This is a genomic window from Halosegnis longus (assembly GCF_009663395.1).
GTDB lineage: Archaea > Halobacteriota > Halobacteria > Halobacteriales > Haloarculaceae > Halosegnis > Halosegnis longus.
Window position 1 is genome coordinate 711326 of the sequence record NZ_QKNW01000001.1, and the last position, 15213, is coordinate 726538.

General features: G+C 66.2%; 17 protein-coding genes and 1 tRNA gene. 9 read left to right on the forward strand and 9 right to left on the reverse strand.

The window, feature by feature from the left end; genetic code table 11:
- Positions 1-20 precede the first annotated feature (20 nt).
- Positions 21-554 carry a hypothetical protein gene (locus DM818_RS03950; RefSeq protein WP_123123794.1) on the forward strand — a complete coding sequence of 178 codons (534 nt, stop codon included), beginning with the start codon at positions 21-23 and terminating at the stop codon, positions 552-554.
- Here the strand turns inward: DM818_RS03950 and DM818_RS03955 are convergent.
- Together DM818_RS03955 and DM818_RS03960 are read right to left on the reverse strand one after the other, a co-directional pair.
- Complete coding sequence (locus DM818_RS03955; RefSeq protein WP_123123793.1) at positions 551-2314, reverse strand: PAS domain-containing protein; 1764 nt, start codon at positions 2312-2314, stop codon at positions 551-553. The two genes, DM818_RS03950 and DM818_RS03955, sit on opposite strands and share 4 nt — an antisense overlap.
- Positions 2315-2317: 3 nt before the next feature.
- Complete coding sequence (locus DM818_RS03960; RefSeq protein WP_153952346.1) at positions 2318-3757, reverse strand: ATPase domain-containing protein; 1440 nt, start codon at positions 3755-3757, stop codon at positions 2318-2320.
- A gap of 258 nt (positions 3758-4015) precedes the next feature.
- Here DM818_RS03960 and DM818_RS03965 point away from each other — a divergent pair.
- Both DM818_RS03965 and DM818_RS03970 read left to right on the forward strand, forming a co-directional pair.
- Positions 4016-4100: transfer RNA gene (locus DM818_RS03965), tRNA-Ser, on the forward strand.
- A 228-nt stretch (positions 4101-4328) separates the two neighbouring features.
- Complete coding sequence (locus DM818_RS03970) at positions 4329-4796, forward strand: pyridoxamine 5'-phosphate oxidase family protein (protein WP_153952347.1); 468 nt, start codon at positions 4329-4331, stop codon at positions 4794-4796.
- Positions 4797-4799: 3 nt separating this feature from the next.
- Here the strand turns inward: DM818_RS03970 and DM818_RS03975 are convergent, their stop codons facing one another.
- Positions 4800-5045 carry a hypothetical protein gene (locus tag DM818_RS03975; protein WP_153952348.1) on the reverse strand — a complete coding sequence of 82 codons (246 nt, stop codon included), beginning with the start codon at positions 5043-5045 and terminating at the stop codon, positions 4800-4802.
- Between the two features lie 46 nt (positions 5046-5091).
- Complete coding sequence (locus tag DM818_RS03980) at positions 5092-5379, reverse strand: hypothetical protein (protein ID WP_075938007.1); 288 nt, start codon at positions 5377-5379, stop codon at positions 5092-5094.
- Between the two features lie 79 nt (positions 5380-5458).
- On the opposite strand from DM818_RS03980, the gene DM818_RS03985 reads away from it, so the two are divergent.
- The gene (locus DM818_RS03985) at positions 5459-6052 is read left to right on the forward strand and encodes a hypothetical protein (protein ID WP_123123790.1); all 594 of its coding nucleotides are present in this window, start codon (positions 5459-5461) and stop codon (positions 6050-6052) included.
- Here the strand turns inward: DM818_RS03985 and DM818_RS03990 are convergent.
- The gene (locus tag DM818_RS03990; protein ID WP_075938005.1) at positions 6016-6387 is read right to left on the reverse strand and encodes a DUF192 domain-containing protein; all 372 of its coding nucleotides are present in this window, start codon (positions 6385-6387) and stop codon (positions 6016-6018) included. The two genes, DM818_RS03985 and DM818_RS03990, sit on opposite strands and share 37 nt — an antisense overlap.
- 46 nt (positions 6388-6433) lie before the next feature.
- The gene (locus DM818_RS03995) at positions 6434-6967 is read right to left on the reverse strand and encodes an inorganic diphosphatase (RefSeq protein WP_075938004.1); all 534 of its coding nucleotides are present in this window, start codon (positions 6965-6967) and stop codon (positions 6434-6436) included.
- A 197-nt stretch (positions 6968-7164) separates the two neighbouring features.
- On the opposite strand from DM818_RS03995, the gene DM818_RS04000 reads away from it, so the two are divergent.
- Positions 7165-7515 (forward strand): PadR family transcriptional regulator, encoded by a 351-nt coding sequence (locus DM818_RS04000; RefSeq protein WP_075938003.1) that lies wholly within the window; start codon positions 7165-7167, stop codon positions 7513-7515.
- Between the two features lie 42 nt (positions 7516-7557).
- On the opposite strand, the gene DM818_RS04005 is transcribed toward DM818_RS04000, so the two are convergent.
- Positions 7558-8136: a DUF7108 family protein gene (locus tag DM818_RS04005; protein WP_075938002.1), complete on the reverse strand. Its 579-nt coding sequence runs from the start codon at positions 8134-8136 to the stop codon at positions 7558-7560.
- Positions 8123-8716 carry a ribonuclease HI gene (gene rnhA, locus DM818_RS04010; RefSeq protein WP_075938001.1) on the reverse strand — a complete coding sequence of 198 codons (594 nt, stop codon included), beginning with the start codon at positions 8714-8716 and terminating at the stop codon, positions 8123-8125. Before rnhA ends, DM818_RS04005 begins: the two co-directional genes overlap by 14 nt.
- A 193-nt stretch (positions 8717-8909) precedes the next feature.
- On the opposite strand from rnhA, the gene DM818_RS04015 reads away from it, so the two are divergent.
- On the forward strand, positions 8910-9869 hold the full coding sequence (locus tag DM818_RS04015; protein ID WP_075938000.1) for a transcription initiation factor IIB: 960 nt from the start codon (positions 8910-8912) through the stop codon (positions 9867-9869).
- Between the two features lie 59 nt (positions 9870-9928).
- Complete coding sequence (locus tag DM818_RS04020) at positions 9929-12154, forward strand: CDC48 family AAA ATPase (RefSeq protein ID WP_075937999.1); 2226 nt, start codon at positions 9929-9931, stop codon at positions 12152-12154.
- A gap of 12 nt (positions 12155-12166) precedes the next feature.
- Here the strand turns inward: DM818_RS04020 and DM818_RS04025 are convergent, their stop codons facing one another.
- A complete protein-coding gene (locus DM818_RS04025; protein ID WP_075937998.1) occupies positions 12167-13042 on the reverse strand; it encodes a homoserine kinase in 876 nt (291 codons plus the stop codon).
- Positions 13043-13160: 118 nt separating this feature from the next.
- Between DM818_RS04025 and DM818_RS04030 the strand changes: the two genes are divergently transcribed.
- Together DM818_RS04030 and DM818_RS04035 are read left to right on the forward strand one after the other, a co-directional pair.
- Positions 13161-13517, forward strand: coding sequence for an Hsp20/alpha crystallin family protein (locus tag DM818_RS04030; protein WP_075937997.1), 357 nt, complete (start codon positions 13161-13163; stop codon positions 13515-13517).
- A 1-nt stretch (position 13518) separates the two neighbouring features.
- Positions 13519-15180 carry an ABC1 kinase family protein gene (locus tag DM818_RS04035; RefSeq protein ID WP_075937996.1) on the forward strand — a complete coding sequence of 554 codons (1662 nt, stop codon included), beginning with the start codon at positions 13519-13521 and terminating at the stop codon, positions 15178-15180.
- Positions 15181-15213 lie beyond the last annotated feature (33 nt).

Consider the following 15213-nt stretch of genomic DNA (forward strand, 5'->3'; position numbering starts at 1 on the left):
CAGGACGTGAACACACGCCCGTGACAGCGCGTCTCGACATCGAACACGACCTACCGCCCGACCTCGCCGACGCGCTCGGCGACGACCGCCGCAGCGTCGGAACGCTGTACAACGAGCTACAGGACCTCTCTGGGGAGGCGTTTCGCGACCGGTTCGACGACGCCTTCGGTCGGCTCACAGAGGCGGTGCCGGCCGACGCCGAGTTCGTCGTCGTCGTGCTCGGGTTGGAAGTCGACACCGAGACCGACCCGTTCGTGACCGACGCCGGCGTCGTCGCCGTCCACGAGCCGAACCCGGACGGCAGCGTCGGGACGCTCCACTTCGTCGCCGACGACGCCCCGACAGACACGTTCGTGATGCTCCCGATTCGCCCGGCGGACTGTCCGCCCGGCTCCGGACGGCCGGTGTCACAGCTCACCGTCGAGGAGTTTCGCGACATCGTGAGCGCGATGGTGTACAAGCGATTCGACCTGCTCGATTCCGACATCGACGCCTACCGCGACTCGTACCTCCGGCCGCTGGTTCGGGGCGTCGAGGCGTACGCGTCGGCTTAGCCCGCCGGCAGCGACAGCGTCACCGTCGTCCCGTTCTCGGCGTCGACGCGGAACTGTCCGCCGACGCCCTCGACGGCCCACCTGACCAGCCACAGCGCGATACCCTGTGTGTGTTCCAGGGGCGTCTCGGAGCCGGTCATCAGCGCGTTGCGTTCGATCTGTGGCATCGTCTCGCCGTCGTCGTGGACCCGGAGTTCGACCACGTCCGCCCGGTCGATGACGGAGACGGTGATGTTCGACGCCTCGCCGCTGCGGTCGATGGCGTCGTCGAACAGCTTGTCCAGACAGAACTCGATTTGGTCCGGACAGACGGCCATCGCCGACTCCGGCGTCACCGTCTCGACGTTGGCGTCGGGGTAGGTGATTTCGAGCCGCGGGACGGTCTGTTCGACCAGCGCCGCGAGGTCCCGCTGTTGGCCGGTCTGTCCGTCGATACTGGTCTCGTCGCCGAACTCGCGGACCGCCTCGGCGATATCGAGTAAGCTGTCGGCGGCCGCGGAGATGCGCTCGCCCGCGGACTGTATCGTCTCCGGGTCGCTGTCGGGTGCGTCCGTCAGCGTCGCGGCGTGGCCCGCCACCACGTTCAGCTTGTTGCGGAGGTTGTGGCGCAACACCCGGTCGAGCACGGAGAGTCGCTCCTGCTGGCGGCGGATGTCGGTGATGTCGCGCGCGACGACGATGACCCGCCGGCTCCCCTCCAGCGTCTCCGGCTGGAAGCGGAACTGGTAGGTGTGGCGGTCGCCCGGCAGCGTGAGCTCCTGTTCGTGGGTCTCGTCGCGTGCGAGCGCGAGCATCAGCGTGTCCATCAGCTCGCCGGCCTGCTCCTCGTCGAACAGCGTCGTTATCGCCGTGTCAGTCGTGCCGGCACCGAACACCTGTGCGGCGGCGTCGTTGGCGTACTCGATTGTTCCCGCGGGGTCGAGCACCAGAATCGGGTCGCTCACCGACTGGACGATTCGCTGGTGGCGCTGGAGGATTCGCTCTCTGGACTTTCGCTCGGTGATATCCCGCTGGAAACCGATGAAGTGCGAGACGGTCCCGTCCTCGGTGACGGGGACGATTTCGAGCTCGTTCCAGAACGGCTCGCCGGACTTCCGGTAGTTCAGAATCTCGACGCTGACCTGCTCGCGGGACTGAAGTGCCTCCCGCAGTTCCGTGCGCGTCTGCTCGTCGGTGTCGGGCCCCTGCAGGAACCGGCAGTTGCGACCGAGCACCTCCTCGCGGTCGTAGCCCGTGATGTCGAGGAAGCCGTCGTTGGTGTAGACGACCGGGTAGTCGCCGTCCGCCTCGGTGATGATGATACCGATTTCGGCACCGTCCATCGCCCGCCCGTACAGTTCGAGTTGGTTGCGGCGGTCGGTCGCGAGCTTCGACTCCTCGCGCGTCTCCAACAGCGCCGAAACGCGGGTCTCGATTGCGCGTTTCGGCGCTGGAATCGACTGGATGGCGTCGACGGCGGTCCCGACTGCGTCGCCGTACTCCTCCCACAGCGCCGTCTCGTCGCCGGTCGCGACCAGCAGTGCGGGAGCCGCGGTCGGCTGGCTGTCGGCCTTCCACTCCGTGAGCGCGTCGCGGAGCCGAGCGAACGCCCCCTCGTCGACGATACACAGGTCGGTCTCCTCGGGGACCGACGCCTCGAACTCGATCACGTCGTACTGGGCGAGAAGCTGAGCGAGGAGCTCGCGGTTCCGGCCGCTGTCGAAGCCGAGGGCAACCCGCACCGCGCCGTCGTCCGTGTCGGACCGGCGGTGCGCGTCCATCGGCTATTCGATTCGTTCCGGGACGCCGGTGAGGATGCCGCGTCGGTCGGTGAGTGCACCACCGAGCGTGACGCCATCGGTGTCGATACGCAGCTCGCGCAGCGACTGCTCGAAGTCGCTGAACCGCTTTTTCAGGACGCCGACCACCTTCCGTATCTCGCCGTCCATCTCCACGTACCGGAGGAAGATGATGTTGTCAGCGAGGTAGCTCACCCGCTCGTCGGTGGCGTCGAGCGACCCCGCCAGGCTCCCAACCTCGTCGATGAGGATGGTGGTGACGCCCATGCGCTTGAGATACCGACACAGGGCGTGAAGCTCGCGGGTCAGCTCCTGTTCGGTGTCGCTCCCCCGAAGCCCGAGCCGGTAGCCCGGAATGCCGTCTATCATCACGACCTCGACGCCGCCCTCGACCGCCTCGCGAACGTCGGCCGCGAACTCGTCGGGGCTCTGGGTGAGCGACTCCACCTCGAACAGCCGGAGCGGGCCGTCCGCGTGCAGTTGGCCGACGCCGAGTCCGAGCTGGTCGGCGCGGTAGAGATAATCGTCGCGAAGCTCCTCGAACAGGAAGCCGGCCGAGGGGGTCCCGCCGGCTGCCGACGACCGGAGAAACAGCGAGCCGAGGGTCGTCTTGCCGACGCCCGACGGGCCGGAGATGACCGTCACGGAGCCACGCTCGATTCCGCCACCGAGCAGAGCGTCGAGTTCGGAAACGCCCGACGAGAGCTGTTCGCGGTCGGTCTCGCGGCGGTGCTCGCCGGGGACGAGCTTCGGGTAGATGCGACCGCCGGTGTCGCCGCGAATCCGGTAGGTGTGTTTGCCGTTTGCGAAATCCGAGCCACGGAACTTCGTCACCTCGAGCGAGCGGTGGTTCGTCGTCCGGTCGATTTCGAGGGTGGCGTCGCCGAGGAACTGGAGGTCCCAGTCGCTGCCGGCTGCGACGGCCTGTGTCGTACAGACCGTCGTGATGTCGCGTGCCTTGAGTTCGTTCACCAGCGAGGAGATATTTCGCCGGAACCGGTAGTCGTCGGGGACGAGCGACCGAAGTTCAGACAACGGGTCGATGGCGAGTCGGTCCGGCTCGATATCGTCGATTTCGTCGGCGATAGAGTCGAGCAGCGCCTCGCCTTCGACCTCCTCGTGTGGGAAGATGGTGTACTCGTCGTCGCTCTCGAAGAAACGGCTGCCGTCGGCACTCAGATCGAGTATTTCGACGTTCGAGAGGTCGATATCCAGTCGGGCGGCGTTCTCCCGGATATCCTCCTCGCGCTCTTCGAAGCCAATGTAGAGCCCGCGGTCCGCGGCGGCGAGAAACTGCAGGGCGAGCACCGTCTTTCCGGTACCCGGCCCACCGCTTACGATGGCCGTCTGCCCGCGGATGAACCCCCCATCGAGCACATCGTCAAGCCCGTCCGTCCCGCTCGTGACTCGGGGTGTGCTTGTCATCTGATTGTCCTTGGCAGGCGGCCGCTATGAGGATTCCGACCGGTTTCACGGCGAAACTCCGCGAACTATCGCTGTCTGGCCTCGGTTTCGAGGGCCTGCTGTTCGTGTCGGACCCGTTCGTCGCCGGGCGTGACGTTCACCGACGGCGCGAGGAACTCGATTAGCATCATCCGTGGTAAGTCATACCAATACAAGAAACTTCGGGTCACCCAGCGGAATCGTAATCCCTAAACTCGCGCCCGGCAGACGTGCGGGTGAGCCGAGATAGCCTAGCCTGGCCAAGGCGGTAGATTCGAAATCTACTGTCCTCACGGACACGTGAGTTCAAATCTCACTCTCGGCGTTCCTCCGACACACCGTAGTGAACGTGGTGAGCGATAGCGAACCCGTGAGCTACCGCGCCGGAGACCGCCGCGTGAGTTTGAACGAGAGACGACACGAGCAACGCGAGCGTCGTCGCGTGGTTCAATATCTCACTCTCGGCGTTTTCACGGAGCCATCCACTGAGCGACCGCTTCGACTGTCGTCCCGACATCTCAACCGCTAAGTGCGGATGTGGCAAGAATTGTGCATGGAAATCGTCGAGGACACCCTCGGGGTGCCGATAGCGACGTTCCTCGCGCGCCCGCTGTTCGCCCACATCGCGACCGCGAGCCCCGACGGGCCGCGCGACTCGCCGGTGTGGTTCCTGTACGACGAGGAGAGCGAAACCGTCTGGATTGACGCCGACCGCGCGTCGAACACGTTCACCGACCGCATCGACGATGATAACAGAGTAGCCGTCGGCGTCGTGGACTCAGAGCCGGCGCGGGGACTCATCCAACACGTCGGCGTGCGCGGAACGGCAACGCTGGAGCCGTTCGACGCCGAGCGTGCAGAGCGACTGTACGCGAAGTATCTGGGCACAGGACGAGAGACGTGGGACGACCGGTTTCGCACGTACATCGAGCAGCCGCCCGAGTCCGCGACACTCGTTCGGGTGACTCCGGAGACGGTGGTGGCGCGCGACCAGTCGTACCGGCCGGCACCGACCTACTGACGGCTACTGCCCGTCGGGGTCGTCGTCGCCGGGTTCGACGCCGCGGTTGCGAATCATGCCGCCGCGGAACGCCACCCACCCGAGCACGCTAATCATCAGGATGGGCGGCAGAATCATGAACCCCCACAGCGGGTCGAGCCCCCACTCCAAGAGGAGAATCACGTCGGCGACGCCGAGCGCGAGAAACGGGAGAATCCCGCGGAGCGCGCGCTTGCGGCTGAGCGTGAACTCCGAGCCGTCACTTCCCATACCCTCTCTCGCGGCTACGCGAGCATAAATTCACGCTCGCGCCGGCCTACTCGACGTCGGCGAGCGACTCCTGCTCGCCGGGGTCGGGGTCGCGGCGCGGGGGGACGCGCCGCCCGCCGACGACGTAGCCGTCCACGTCGCTTTCGTCCCACGGCGCGGCGTCCTGCACCCAGACCGTACGTCCGGGCGGGGACATGATGCGCGCCCACTGGGCCGCCAGCGCCTTCGTGGCGAACGCTCGCCGCGTCCCGTGGGCGCGCACCCACCGGCCGGCGTCGGGCGACACCTTCCGGGCCGACCGCTTGATTTCCACGAGATACTCGTCGTCGCTCACACCCGATGTAGGCGCGTCTCTCGACAAAACAGTACGGATACGCCCGAAGACACTTACCAGCGTGTCAACGAATCCGGGTATGCGCGCCGCCCTCCTCCTCGTCGCGCTCGTGCTCGTCGCCGGCTGTACCGGCGGGCCGGCCGCGACACCGACCGAGACAGCAAGTCCGAGTCCGACGCCCGACCCGACACCGGGAACCGCAACCGAGACGCCGACGACCGTCGCGTACAGCGACCTCTCACAGCGCGACCAAGCGGTCGTCCGGGCCGCGGTGAACGGGACCGTCCGGTTCCTGCCCGACTCGCCACACGTCCCCGAGACGCGATTTGGGCCCGACGCGGTGGACGCGTTCCGCGACGCCGAGTACGTCCGCTACGACGGCACGCGGTACGCGGTGTCGCTCACCCAGGGCGACCTGTACGCGACCTACGGCGTCGAGACGGAAGTCGCCGAACCGGAGCCGAGCGCCACGGTCGTCGACGCGGCGAATCTGAGCGAGCGCGAGCGTGAGGTCGTCGCGGCGGCGCTCAACGGCGGCTACTACACGGAGTTGGGTGCCGACAGACCGCCGATGCCGGACGCCGAGTACGTCCGCTACGAGGGTGAGACCTACCGGCTCCTGCTCGTCGTCGGCGACTACTGGACGTGGGAGCTTCGGCTCTCGCCGGCCTGAGCAACCGTGACGCGGTCGCCCGGCTCCACGCCGTCGGCCGCGCCCGCGGGGAGTTCGATGACCGTGTCGGCGACGGCGCTCCCGCGACCGGTCCACGCGGGTAGTCGTTTCACCCGCTGGACGACTCCGTCGGTGAGCCAGACGGCGTCGATGTCGAACGGGACACACACCATGTGGAGGTGCCGCGTCGACTGGCCCGTGAACTCGAAGACGAGCGCGTAGTCGTCGGGAATCGACCGCCGGAACATCAGCCCGCGAGCGCGGGCGAGAAGGCCGTCGGCTACGTCGACGGTCGTCGCGATGGGTTCGCCGGACGCCTCGTGTACGACCTGCACGGCCGACTCTGTCGGCGACCCGGTATGAGCGTTTGGGCGAGTCGCGCTACGCGAACTGCTCGTCGTACAGCTCTTGGGCGTGCTCGATGGCGTCGAAGGCGGCCTGCTGATTCTCGAAGCCGAGCGTCTCGACCTCCTTGCCCTCCTCCAGATTCTTGTACGTCTCGAAGAACTCCTCGATCTCGTCGAGCTGCTGTTGTGGAATGTCTTCGAGGTCGGTGATGTGGTCGTAGCGGGGGTCCTCACTCGGGACGGCGATGACCTTGTCGTCCTGTTCGCCGTCGTCATCCATCTTCATGAGCGCGACGGGACGCGCCTCGATGACGCAGCCGGGGAACGTCTGATCCTCGACGAGCACGAGCACGTCGAAGGGGTCCTCGTCGTCGTAGTACGACTGCGGGATGAACCCGTAATCCGAGGGGTAGTGGACGTTCGAGTGGAGCACGCGGTCGAGCACGACGCCCGGAATGTCCTTGTCGTACTCGTACTTGTTGCGCTCGCCCTTGAGACACTCAACGACGGCGTAGATTTCCTCGGGCGCGTTCGGTCCCGTCTCCATGTCTTCCCAGAGATTTGCCATACTCCGCGCTGGGTTTGGCTGTCAAAAACCACTTTCGATTACTCTGTACGCCCGATATTCCGTGAATAATACCTGAAGAGCTTACCGAAACTCTCTAAAGCCTATCGAGACGTACACGGTGGTAGACACGACGGCGAGCCGACGGGTAGAACGGATGTTCGCCAAGTGTTAAATACGTCAACGACGTTAACAGTACCATGTCAGAGGCACAATCAGTTACGGGCACCCCAGGCATCGCAAGCGAACTCACGGCGTTCCAACGGAACATCCTCACCATCCTGGCCGAGGAGGCACGCTACGGGCTCGCCATCAAACGCGAACTCGAGGAGTACTACGGGACGGAGGTCAACCACGGCCGGCTCTACCCGAATCTCGACGACCTCGTCGAACTCGGGCTCGTCGAGAAGAGCGAACTCGACAAGCGGACGAATCAGTACGAACTCACCGAGGAGGGCATCGACGTGCTGCTCGACCAGTACGCGTGGGAGTTCGAGAAGTTCACGGCCGACGAGGAGCGCGTCGAAGCGCTCGAAGCACGACTCAACTGAGTCTGAGTCTGTTTCTCCGAGTCACCAGCCGCGGAGCCGCGGCTACGTCGACTCTGCAGCCTCGACGGTGAGTTCGACCGACTCCTCCAGTGCGGCCCGCTGTTGCTCGTCGGGGAAGGCGTTGCGCGGATAGTAGTCGGTGATGAACTCCCGTCGCTCGGGGGGCGTGAGCTGTTCGATGGGCTTCGCGTAGTGGTTGCCGGCGAAGTCGGCGAGCCGGTGGGCGTTGTAGCCGTGTAGCTCGCCGTGTTCGCGCTCGATACGGTCGGCGACGGCGCGGTTGTGCTCTTCGACCGCGTGCCAGTCGTCGCCGTCGCCCGTTCCCGACAGCTGGCGCTCGATTGCCTCGTCGGTGTCGACGCGCTCCATCACGACGGTTCCCTCCTCGTCGGTCCAGTCGTCGGGGTGTAAGACCAGGTGGGTGTCCGTGTCGCCGGAGCGGAGTCTGGCGACGTAGTCGTGGTCGGCGAGCAGTTCGTCCCGGCGCTGTCGGTAGCGGTCGGCCTCGGAGACGGTCGGGTCGTCGCCGTCGAAGGGAGCGTCGTGGTCGGCGCGCTGTTCGACCTCGCGGGCGAGTTTCGTCAGGCGTTCCGCCTCGTCGCGGATATCATCGGGAAGCATCGAAGGCGTCGTTTGCCAGTTTGTCGGCCCGCTCGTTTATCTCTCGCGGAACGTGCTCGATGGACCAGTCGACCCCGGACAACAGCTCTCGGACGCGGACCCGGCGCTCGCGGAGGTCGGGGTCGTTCGTGTCCCACTCGCCGCGCACCTGCTTGACGACGAGCTGTGAGTCCCCCCTGATTTCGAGCGTGTCGAAGCCGCGGGCGGTCGCCGCTTCGAGCGCGCGGATGAGCGCCTCGTACTCCGCCCGGTTGTTTGTCATCCGGCCGACCTGCTCGCCCCCCTCCGCGACGATGCCGTCGCCGGTGACGATGGCGTAGCCGATGGCCGCCGGCCCCGGATTGCCGCGACACGCCCCGTCGAAGTAGACGTAGGCGCGACCGCCGCCGCCCCGGAGCAGACCCACCAGCCGGTCGGTCTGTTGGCCCTGGACGACCACCTTCCCCTCGTACGCGACGGCAGTCGCGTCGCCGTCGGTCGCGCGCCACTGCTCGTGGTCGGTGTTGCCGGGCGTAATCTCGACGCCGGCCTCCCGGAGTCGGTCGCGGGCGTCGGCGGTGTCACACTCGATGACGGGCATAGACGGAGTTTCCGACCGACGGCGTTAGGGCTGTCGTGTCGCGGGAACCCGGCCGCGGACGGGTATATAAATCGGGGACGAGAGACGGGAACGACAGCGCGTCAGACACCCCTCGGTGGGCGGATTCGCCCCGTTTCGAGAGGTCAGATACCCGGATAGTTTTATACCACATTCGGGTGTGGGAAGACATAAGATGACACGACCCACTCGCGAGCGCACCCGAACCCGCGAAACCGGCGAGAGTGAGGAGACGACGGAGGTCGAGGACGCCTGTCCGGAGTGTGGGACCGATTCGCTCGTGACGACCGGCGACCACGAGGTCGTCTGTGACGGCTGCGGGCTCGTGGTCGAGGAGTCGAACATCGACCGGGGGCCGGAGTGGCGGGCGTTCAACCACTCCGAACGACAGTCGAAGTCCCGGGTCGGTGCGCCGACGACCCAGACGATGCACGACAAGGGACTGACCACCCAAATCGACTGGAAGAATCAGGACGCGTACGGGCGCTCGATTTCCTCCGAGAAGCGGAGCCAGATGCACCGGCTCCGGAAGTGGCAGGAACGCATTCGGACGAAAGACGCCGGCGAGCGCAATCTCCAGTTCGCGCTCTCGGAAATCGACCGGATGAGTTCCGCGCTCGGCGTCCCGCGCTCGGTTCGCGAGGTCGCGTCGGTCATCTACCGGCGCGCGCTCAAGGACGACCTGATTCGGGGCCGCTCCATCGAGGGGGTCTCGACGGCGACGCTGTACGCCGCCTGCCGGAAGGAGGGGATTCCGCGCTCGCTGGAGGAGATTTCGGAGGTCTCCCGCGTCGAGCGCAAGGAGATCGGTCGCACGTACCGGTATCTCTCACAGGAGCTCGGGCTCGAGATGGAGCCGGTCGACCCCAAGAAGTACGTTCCGCGATTCTGCTCCTCGCTCGACGCCGGCGACGAGGTGCGCGCGAAGGCGAAGGAGATTATCGACAAGACCGCAGAGCAGGGGCTGCTCTCGGGGAAGTCGCCGACCGGCTACGCCGCGGCCGCGATTTACGCCTCTTCGCTCCTGTGCAACGAGAAGAAGACCCAACGCGAGGTCGCGGAGGTCGCGCAGGTGACGGAGGTCACCATCCGGAACCGCTACCAGGAACAGATCGAGGCGATGGGGCTGTACTGACCGCTTCGAGCACAAGACATATCTCTCGGGGGACCCGATTGTGAGTAGATACCACGCCTATGAACGAGGTCCAACTAGAGGTGGCGAAGGCGTACCCGAACGACTCCGGTCGGGGCATTGCGCGGCTCGACCCGGATACGCTGCTTCACCTCAAGCTCTCGCCGGGAGATATCATCGAAATCGAAGGCGCTGACACCACCGCGGCGAAGGTGTGGCGCGCGGACCGGCAGGACTGGAACACCGACACGGTCCGCATCGACGGCTTCACACGCCAGAACGCCGACGTGGGCATCGGTGAACGCGTCACCATCACGAAGGCCGAGGCGACGAAGGCCGACAAGCTGGTGCTCGCGCCGCCGGAGGAGGCGTCCGTCCAGTTCGGCTCCGACGCCGCCGGCATGGTCAAGCGCCAGATTCTGAAGCGGCCGGTCGTGGAACGCGACATCGTCCCCGTGATGTCCTCGACGAACCATCCGTTCATGCGCTCGCCCGGCCAGGCGATTCCGCTCATCGCCATCGAGACCGAGCCGGAGGGGGTCTGTCTCATCACCGAAGACACCGAGGTCGAACTCCGCGAGGAGCCGATTTCCGGCTTCGAGAAGACCGGCAGCGGCATCACCTACGAGGACATCGGCGGGCTCGGCGACGAGATTCAGCGCGTCCGCGAGATGGTCGAGTTGCCGATGAAGCATCCACAGATCTTCTCGAAGCTCGGCATCGAGCCGCCACAGGGTGTGCTCTTACACGGTCCGCCGGGCACGGGGAAGACGTTGCTCGCGAAGGCCGTCGCCAACGAGACCTCGGCGAGCTTCTTCTCCATCGCCGGGCCGGAGATTATCTCGAAGTACTACGGCGAGTCCGAACAGCAGTTGCGCGAGATATTCGAGGAGGCGACCGAAGAGGCCCCCTCCATCATCTTCATCGACGAACTCGACTCCATCGCCCCGAAGCGTGAGGACGTGACCGGCGAGGTGGAGCGTCGGGTCGTCGCCCAACTGCTGACGATGATGGACGGGCTCGAATCCCGGGGGCAGGTCGTCGTCATCGGGGCGACGAACCGCGTCGACAGCGTCGACCCCGCGCTCCGTCGCCCGGGTCGGTTCGACCGCGAAATCGAGATCGGCGTCCCCGACGAGAAGGGCCGCAAGGAGATCGCCCAGATTCACACCCGCGGGATGCCGCTGTCGGACGACGTGTCGCTGGGCGCGCTCGCCGACGACACCCACGGCTTCGTCGGTGCGGACATCGAGAGCCTGACGAAGGAGGCCGCGATGAAGGCGCTGCGCCGCTATCTCCCCGAAATCGACCTCGACGAGGAGGACATTCCGCCGAGTCTCATCGACCGGATGATTATCAAACGCGAGGACTTCGACGGCGCACTCAACGAGGTGAGTCCCTCGGCGATGCGGGAGGTGCTCGTCGAACTGCCGAAGCTCTCGTGGAACCAGGTGGGCGGGCTGACGGACGCCAAAGAGCAGGTCCAGGAGGCCGTCGAGTGGCCGCTCTCCTCGCCCGAGAAGTTCGACCGCTTCGGCATCGACCCGCCGGCCGGCGTCCTGCTGTACGGGCCACCGGGCACGGGGAAGACGCTGATGGCGAAGGCCGTCGCCAACGAGACGAACGCGAACTTCATCTCCGTTCGTGGGCCACAGCTGCTCTCGAAGTGGGTCGGCGAGTCGGAGAAGGCCATCCGCCAGACGTTCCGGAAGGCCCGACAGGTCGCCCCGACCGTCATCTTCTTCGACGAGCTCGACTCGCTGGCTCCGGGCCGCGGCGGCGGCACGGGGACCAACGTGAGCGAGCGCGTCGTCAACCAACTGTTGACGGAACTCGACGGGCTCGAAGAGATGGGCGACGTGATGGTCATCGCGGCGACGAACCGCCCGGACATGATCGACCCGGCGCTCATCCGCTCGGGCCGGTTCGACCGGCTCGTCATGGTCGGGGAACCCGACCTGGAGGGTCGCGAGCAGATTCTCAACATCCACACCGAGGACATGCCGCTGTCGCCGGACGTGAGCCTGCGTGAGCTCGCGGAGATCACCGACGGCTACGTCGGCTCCGACCTCGAATCCATCGCGCGTGAAGCCGCCATCGAGGCGCTGCGCGAGTCCGATGCGGCCGACACGGTCGAGATGCGCCACTTCCGGCAGGCGCTCGACAGCGTCCGCCCGACCATCAACGAGGACATCCGCGACTACTACGAGGGTATCGAAGACCAGTTCAAGGGAAGCTCCTCGGGCATGAGTCAGACGGGCGGCTCCGGGAAAATCGGCTTCCAGTAGCGCCCGACTCTTTTACAGTATCGTCGCGCCGGGACCGATAGCGGTCTGGAAGGCGCGCGCCTCGATACCTTCGTTGGCGAACGCCTCGACGGTCGCGAGCGCGATATCCCGTTGGGTGTCGCCGGGACAGACCGCGAGAATGCCAGGACCGGCTCCGGAGATAGTGACCCCGCTCGCGCCGGCATCGAAGGCAGCCTGCCGGACGGCGTCGTAGCCGTCGATGAGTTTCGCGCGGGCCGGCGTCACAATCGGGTCGTCCATGCCCCGCCCGACGAGCGCCGGGTCGGAGCGGGCGATACCGGCGGTGAGGGTGGCGGCGTTGCGCACGGTCTCGACGACCTGCGACATCCGGGCCTGCTCGGGGACGACCTGTCTGGCGTCCCGCGTCGAAATGACGATTTCGGGGAGACAGGCGACCAAGGAGATATCGGCATCGAGACAGGTGACGCCGTCGTCGCGGGCGATGGTGAAGCCGCCGAGAATCGAGGGGGCGACGTTGTCGGCGTGGGCGTCGCCGGAGACGACGGCCTCACCCTCCGCCGCAATCGGGACGAGTTCCTCGCGGGTCTTCCCGCGGTCGTACAGTTCGTTGAGCGCGACGGCGGCGCCGGCCGCGCTGGCGGCAGACGAGCCGAGTCCCGAAGCCGGGCGGACGCCCTTCTCGATACTGATGTGGGCGGGGGCGTCGAGCGCCTCGGCGACAGCGCCGACGGTGTTCTTGTCGGGGTCTTCCGGGATGAAGCGCGCGCCGACGCCGGACACGTCGATGGTGGTGCGGTCTGCTTTCTCGACGGTGACCACGTCGCTGGGGCGGTCCAAGGCGACGCCGAAGGTGTCGAAGCCACTCCCGAGGTTCGCACTCGTGGCCGGTGCCCGCACGCGGAGCATACCAACGTCGTTGGCGGGTGCCCCGATAAAACTACCCGAAGCCGAGAGTGTCACCCCACGGAGGCGTGGGTGTCACGCCACCGGGGGCTTTTTCGCTCGCGCGACCATCTGTCGGAGTATGAGTGCGCTTCGCGAGGCACTGGGGAATCTTCCGGAAGCGGTGTTCGCCGACCTACTTGAGAGCGACGAGGCGTATCGCGTCGTTCTCGACCTGCCGGGCGTCACCGCCGACACCGTCGACGTGACCGCCGAAGGGGGGCGACTCCACATCGAGGCACGCCGTGACAAGGACGTGCCGACGGCGTTCCGCTACGTCACCGAGGAGCGGTCGCTGTTTCTGGACACCGACCTGCCGCTGCCGCCGACGGTGGACGCGACGGACGCGACGGCGACCGTCGAGCGCGGCGTCCTGACGGTGACGCTCCCGAAGACATCGGTGACGGGGGGGACGAGCGTCCCGGTGTCGGACGCCTGACGTGGCCGTCCTTCGCGCGTACCGTCGATTCGTCGTCGTCGCGGTGCAGTTCCTACCGCTGTTGGTAGCGTACGCCCGCGACCGCAAGCGGTTCATCCTCTTCGGGAGCGGTCGGACCGTCGACACCGAGACCCGTCGACGGCGCGCGCAGTCGCTGCTGGAGTCCCTGCTCACTCTCGGCCCGACGTTCATCAAACTCGGCCAGCTGCTCTCCACGCGGCCCGACGTGTTGCCCCCGGAGTACATCGAGGAGTTCGAGGAGCTACAGGACCGCGTTCCGCCGGCCGAGTGGACCGACGCCAAACGCGTGTTGGAAGACGACCTCGGCCCCGTCGATGAGGCGTTCGACGAGTTCGACACCGACGCCATCAGCGGCGCGTCGCTCGGACAGGTCCACGTCGCGGAGCTGAACGGCGAGCAGGTGGCGGTGAAGATTCGCCGCCCGGGCGTGGAGTCGCTCGTCGAGGCCGATCTCTGGGTCATCTCCACCCTCCTCCCGCTCCTGATGCGGTTCGTGGACGACTCGCGCTCGTTCTCGATGGAGACGCTCGCCAACGAGTTTTCGCGGGTCATCCGCGACGAGATGGATTACCGCCGCGAGCGGGAGATGCTCCGCGAGATTCGCGCGAACTTCGAAGGGGACGACCGGCTCCGGATTCCCGACGTGTACGAAGAGCAGTCGACCGACCGCGTGCTCACGATGGAGTACGTTCCGGGGACGAAAATCAACGACATCGACAGTCTCGACCGACTCGACGTCGACCGGACCCGACTGGCCGAGACGCTCCAGCGAGTGTATCTCCAGATGATCGTCGACGACGGCGTCTTCCACGCCGACCCCCATCCCGGAAACCTCGCGGTACAGGACGACGGAACCCTCGTCTTCTACGACTTCGGGATGAGCGACCGGGTGGACCCGTTCGTCCAAGAGAAGATCATCGACTTCTACGTCGCCATCGCGCGACAGGACACCGACGCCGTGCTCGATACGCTCGTCAGCATGGGCACCTTGTCGCCGGACGCCGACCGCGAGGTGATGAGCGAGGTGATGGAACTCGCCATCGCTGACGCCCGCGGCGAGGACATCGAGCAGTACCGCGTCCAGCAGATCGTCACCCAAATCGAGGACACGCTGTACGAGTTCCCGCTTCGGCTCCCGCCGAACCTCGCGCTCGTGTTGCGCGTCGCGACGGTCGTGGAGGGCGTCTGTGTCACCCTCGACCCCGAGTTCGACTTCATCACCGTCGCGACCGAGTATCTCGGCGAGGAGGGGTACATCGAGGAGGGCGTCCGCGATGCGGTCCGGGATACGGGCACGCAGATTTCAGAGACCACGCAGTCGCTGTTCCGCGTCCCGCCGAAACTGGAGGACGTGCTCGACACCGTCGAGCGCGGGAATCTGGAGGCGACGGTGGAGTTCCCGAACGACCCGCCGATGTTCCGGAAGCTGGCGAGTCGGCTCATCTACGGAATCTTACTCGCCTTCGCGCTTCCGTCGACGGCGCTGTTGTATCTGTTCGCGTCGCTGCAGGTGACGGTCGTCGCCGCGGTGCTCGCGCTCGGCTTGGTCGTGTTGTTGTACCGCTCGTTCACGAAGTCGAGTTCGGGCATCAGCGCCCAGCCGCAGTTCACGCGCCAGAACCTGAACCGACGCGACGAGTGACAAACTCCATACTGCGAGCACCCGTACACCGGG

Bases quoted from the DNA above. Each gene is read 5' to 3' on its own strand.
- DM818_RS03955 (WP_123123793.1), bottom strand. From the start codon at position 2,314: ATGGACGCGCACCGCCGGTCCGACACGGACGACGGCGCGGTGCGGGTT.
- DM818_RS03960 (WP_153952346.1), bottom strand. From the start codon at position 3,757: ATGACAAGCACACCCCGAGTCACGAGCGGGACGGACGGGCTTGACGAT.
- DM818_RS03970 (WP_153952347.1), top strand. From the start codon at position 4,329: ATGGAAATCGTCGAGGACACCCTCGGGGTGCCGATAGCGACGTTCCTC.
- DM818_RS03975 (WP_153952348.1), bottom strand. From the start codon at position 5,045: ATGGGAAGTGACGGCTCGGAGTTCACGCTCAGCCGCAAGCGCGCGCTC.
- DM818_RS03985 (WP_123123790.1), top strand. From the start codon at position 5,459: ATGCGCGCCGCCCTCCTCCTCGTCGCGCTCGTGCTCGTCGCCGGCTGT.
- DM818_RS03995 (WP_075938004.1), bottom strand. From the start codon at position 6,967: ATGGCAAATCTCTGGGAAGACATGGAGACGGGACCGAACGCGCCCGAG.
- DM818_RS04000 (WP_075938003.1), top strand. From the start codon at position 7,165: ATGTCAGAGGCACAATCAGTTACGGGCACCCCAGGCATCGCAAGCGAA.
- DM818_RS04005 (WP_075938002.1), bottom strand. From the start codon at position 8,136: ATGCTTCCCGATGATATCCGCGACGAGGCGGAACGCCTGACGAAACTC.
- rnhA (WP_075938001.1), bottom strand. From the start codon at position 8,716: ATGCCCGTCATCGAGTGTGACACCGCCGACGCCCGCGACCGACTCCGG.
- DM818_RS04015 (WP_075938000.1), top strand. From the start codon at position 8,910: ATGACACGACCCACTCGCGAGCGCACCCGAACCCGCGAAACCGGCGAG.
- DM818_RS04020 (WP_075937999.1), top strand. From the start codon at position 9,929: ATGAACGAGGTCCAACTAGAGGTGGCGAAGGCGTACCCGAACGACTCC.
- DM818_RS04025 (WP_075937998.1), bottom strand. From the start codon at position 13,042: ATGCTCCGCGTGCGGGCACCGGCCACGAGTGCGAACCTCGGGAGTGGC.
- DM818_RS04030 (WP_075937997.1), top strand. From the start codon at position 13,161: ATGAGTGCGCTTCGCGAGGCACTGGGGAATCTTCCGGAAGCGGTGTTC.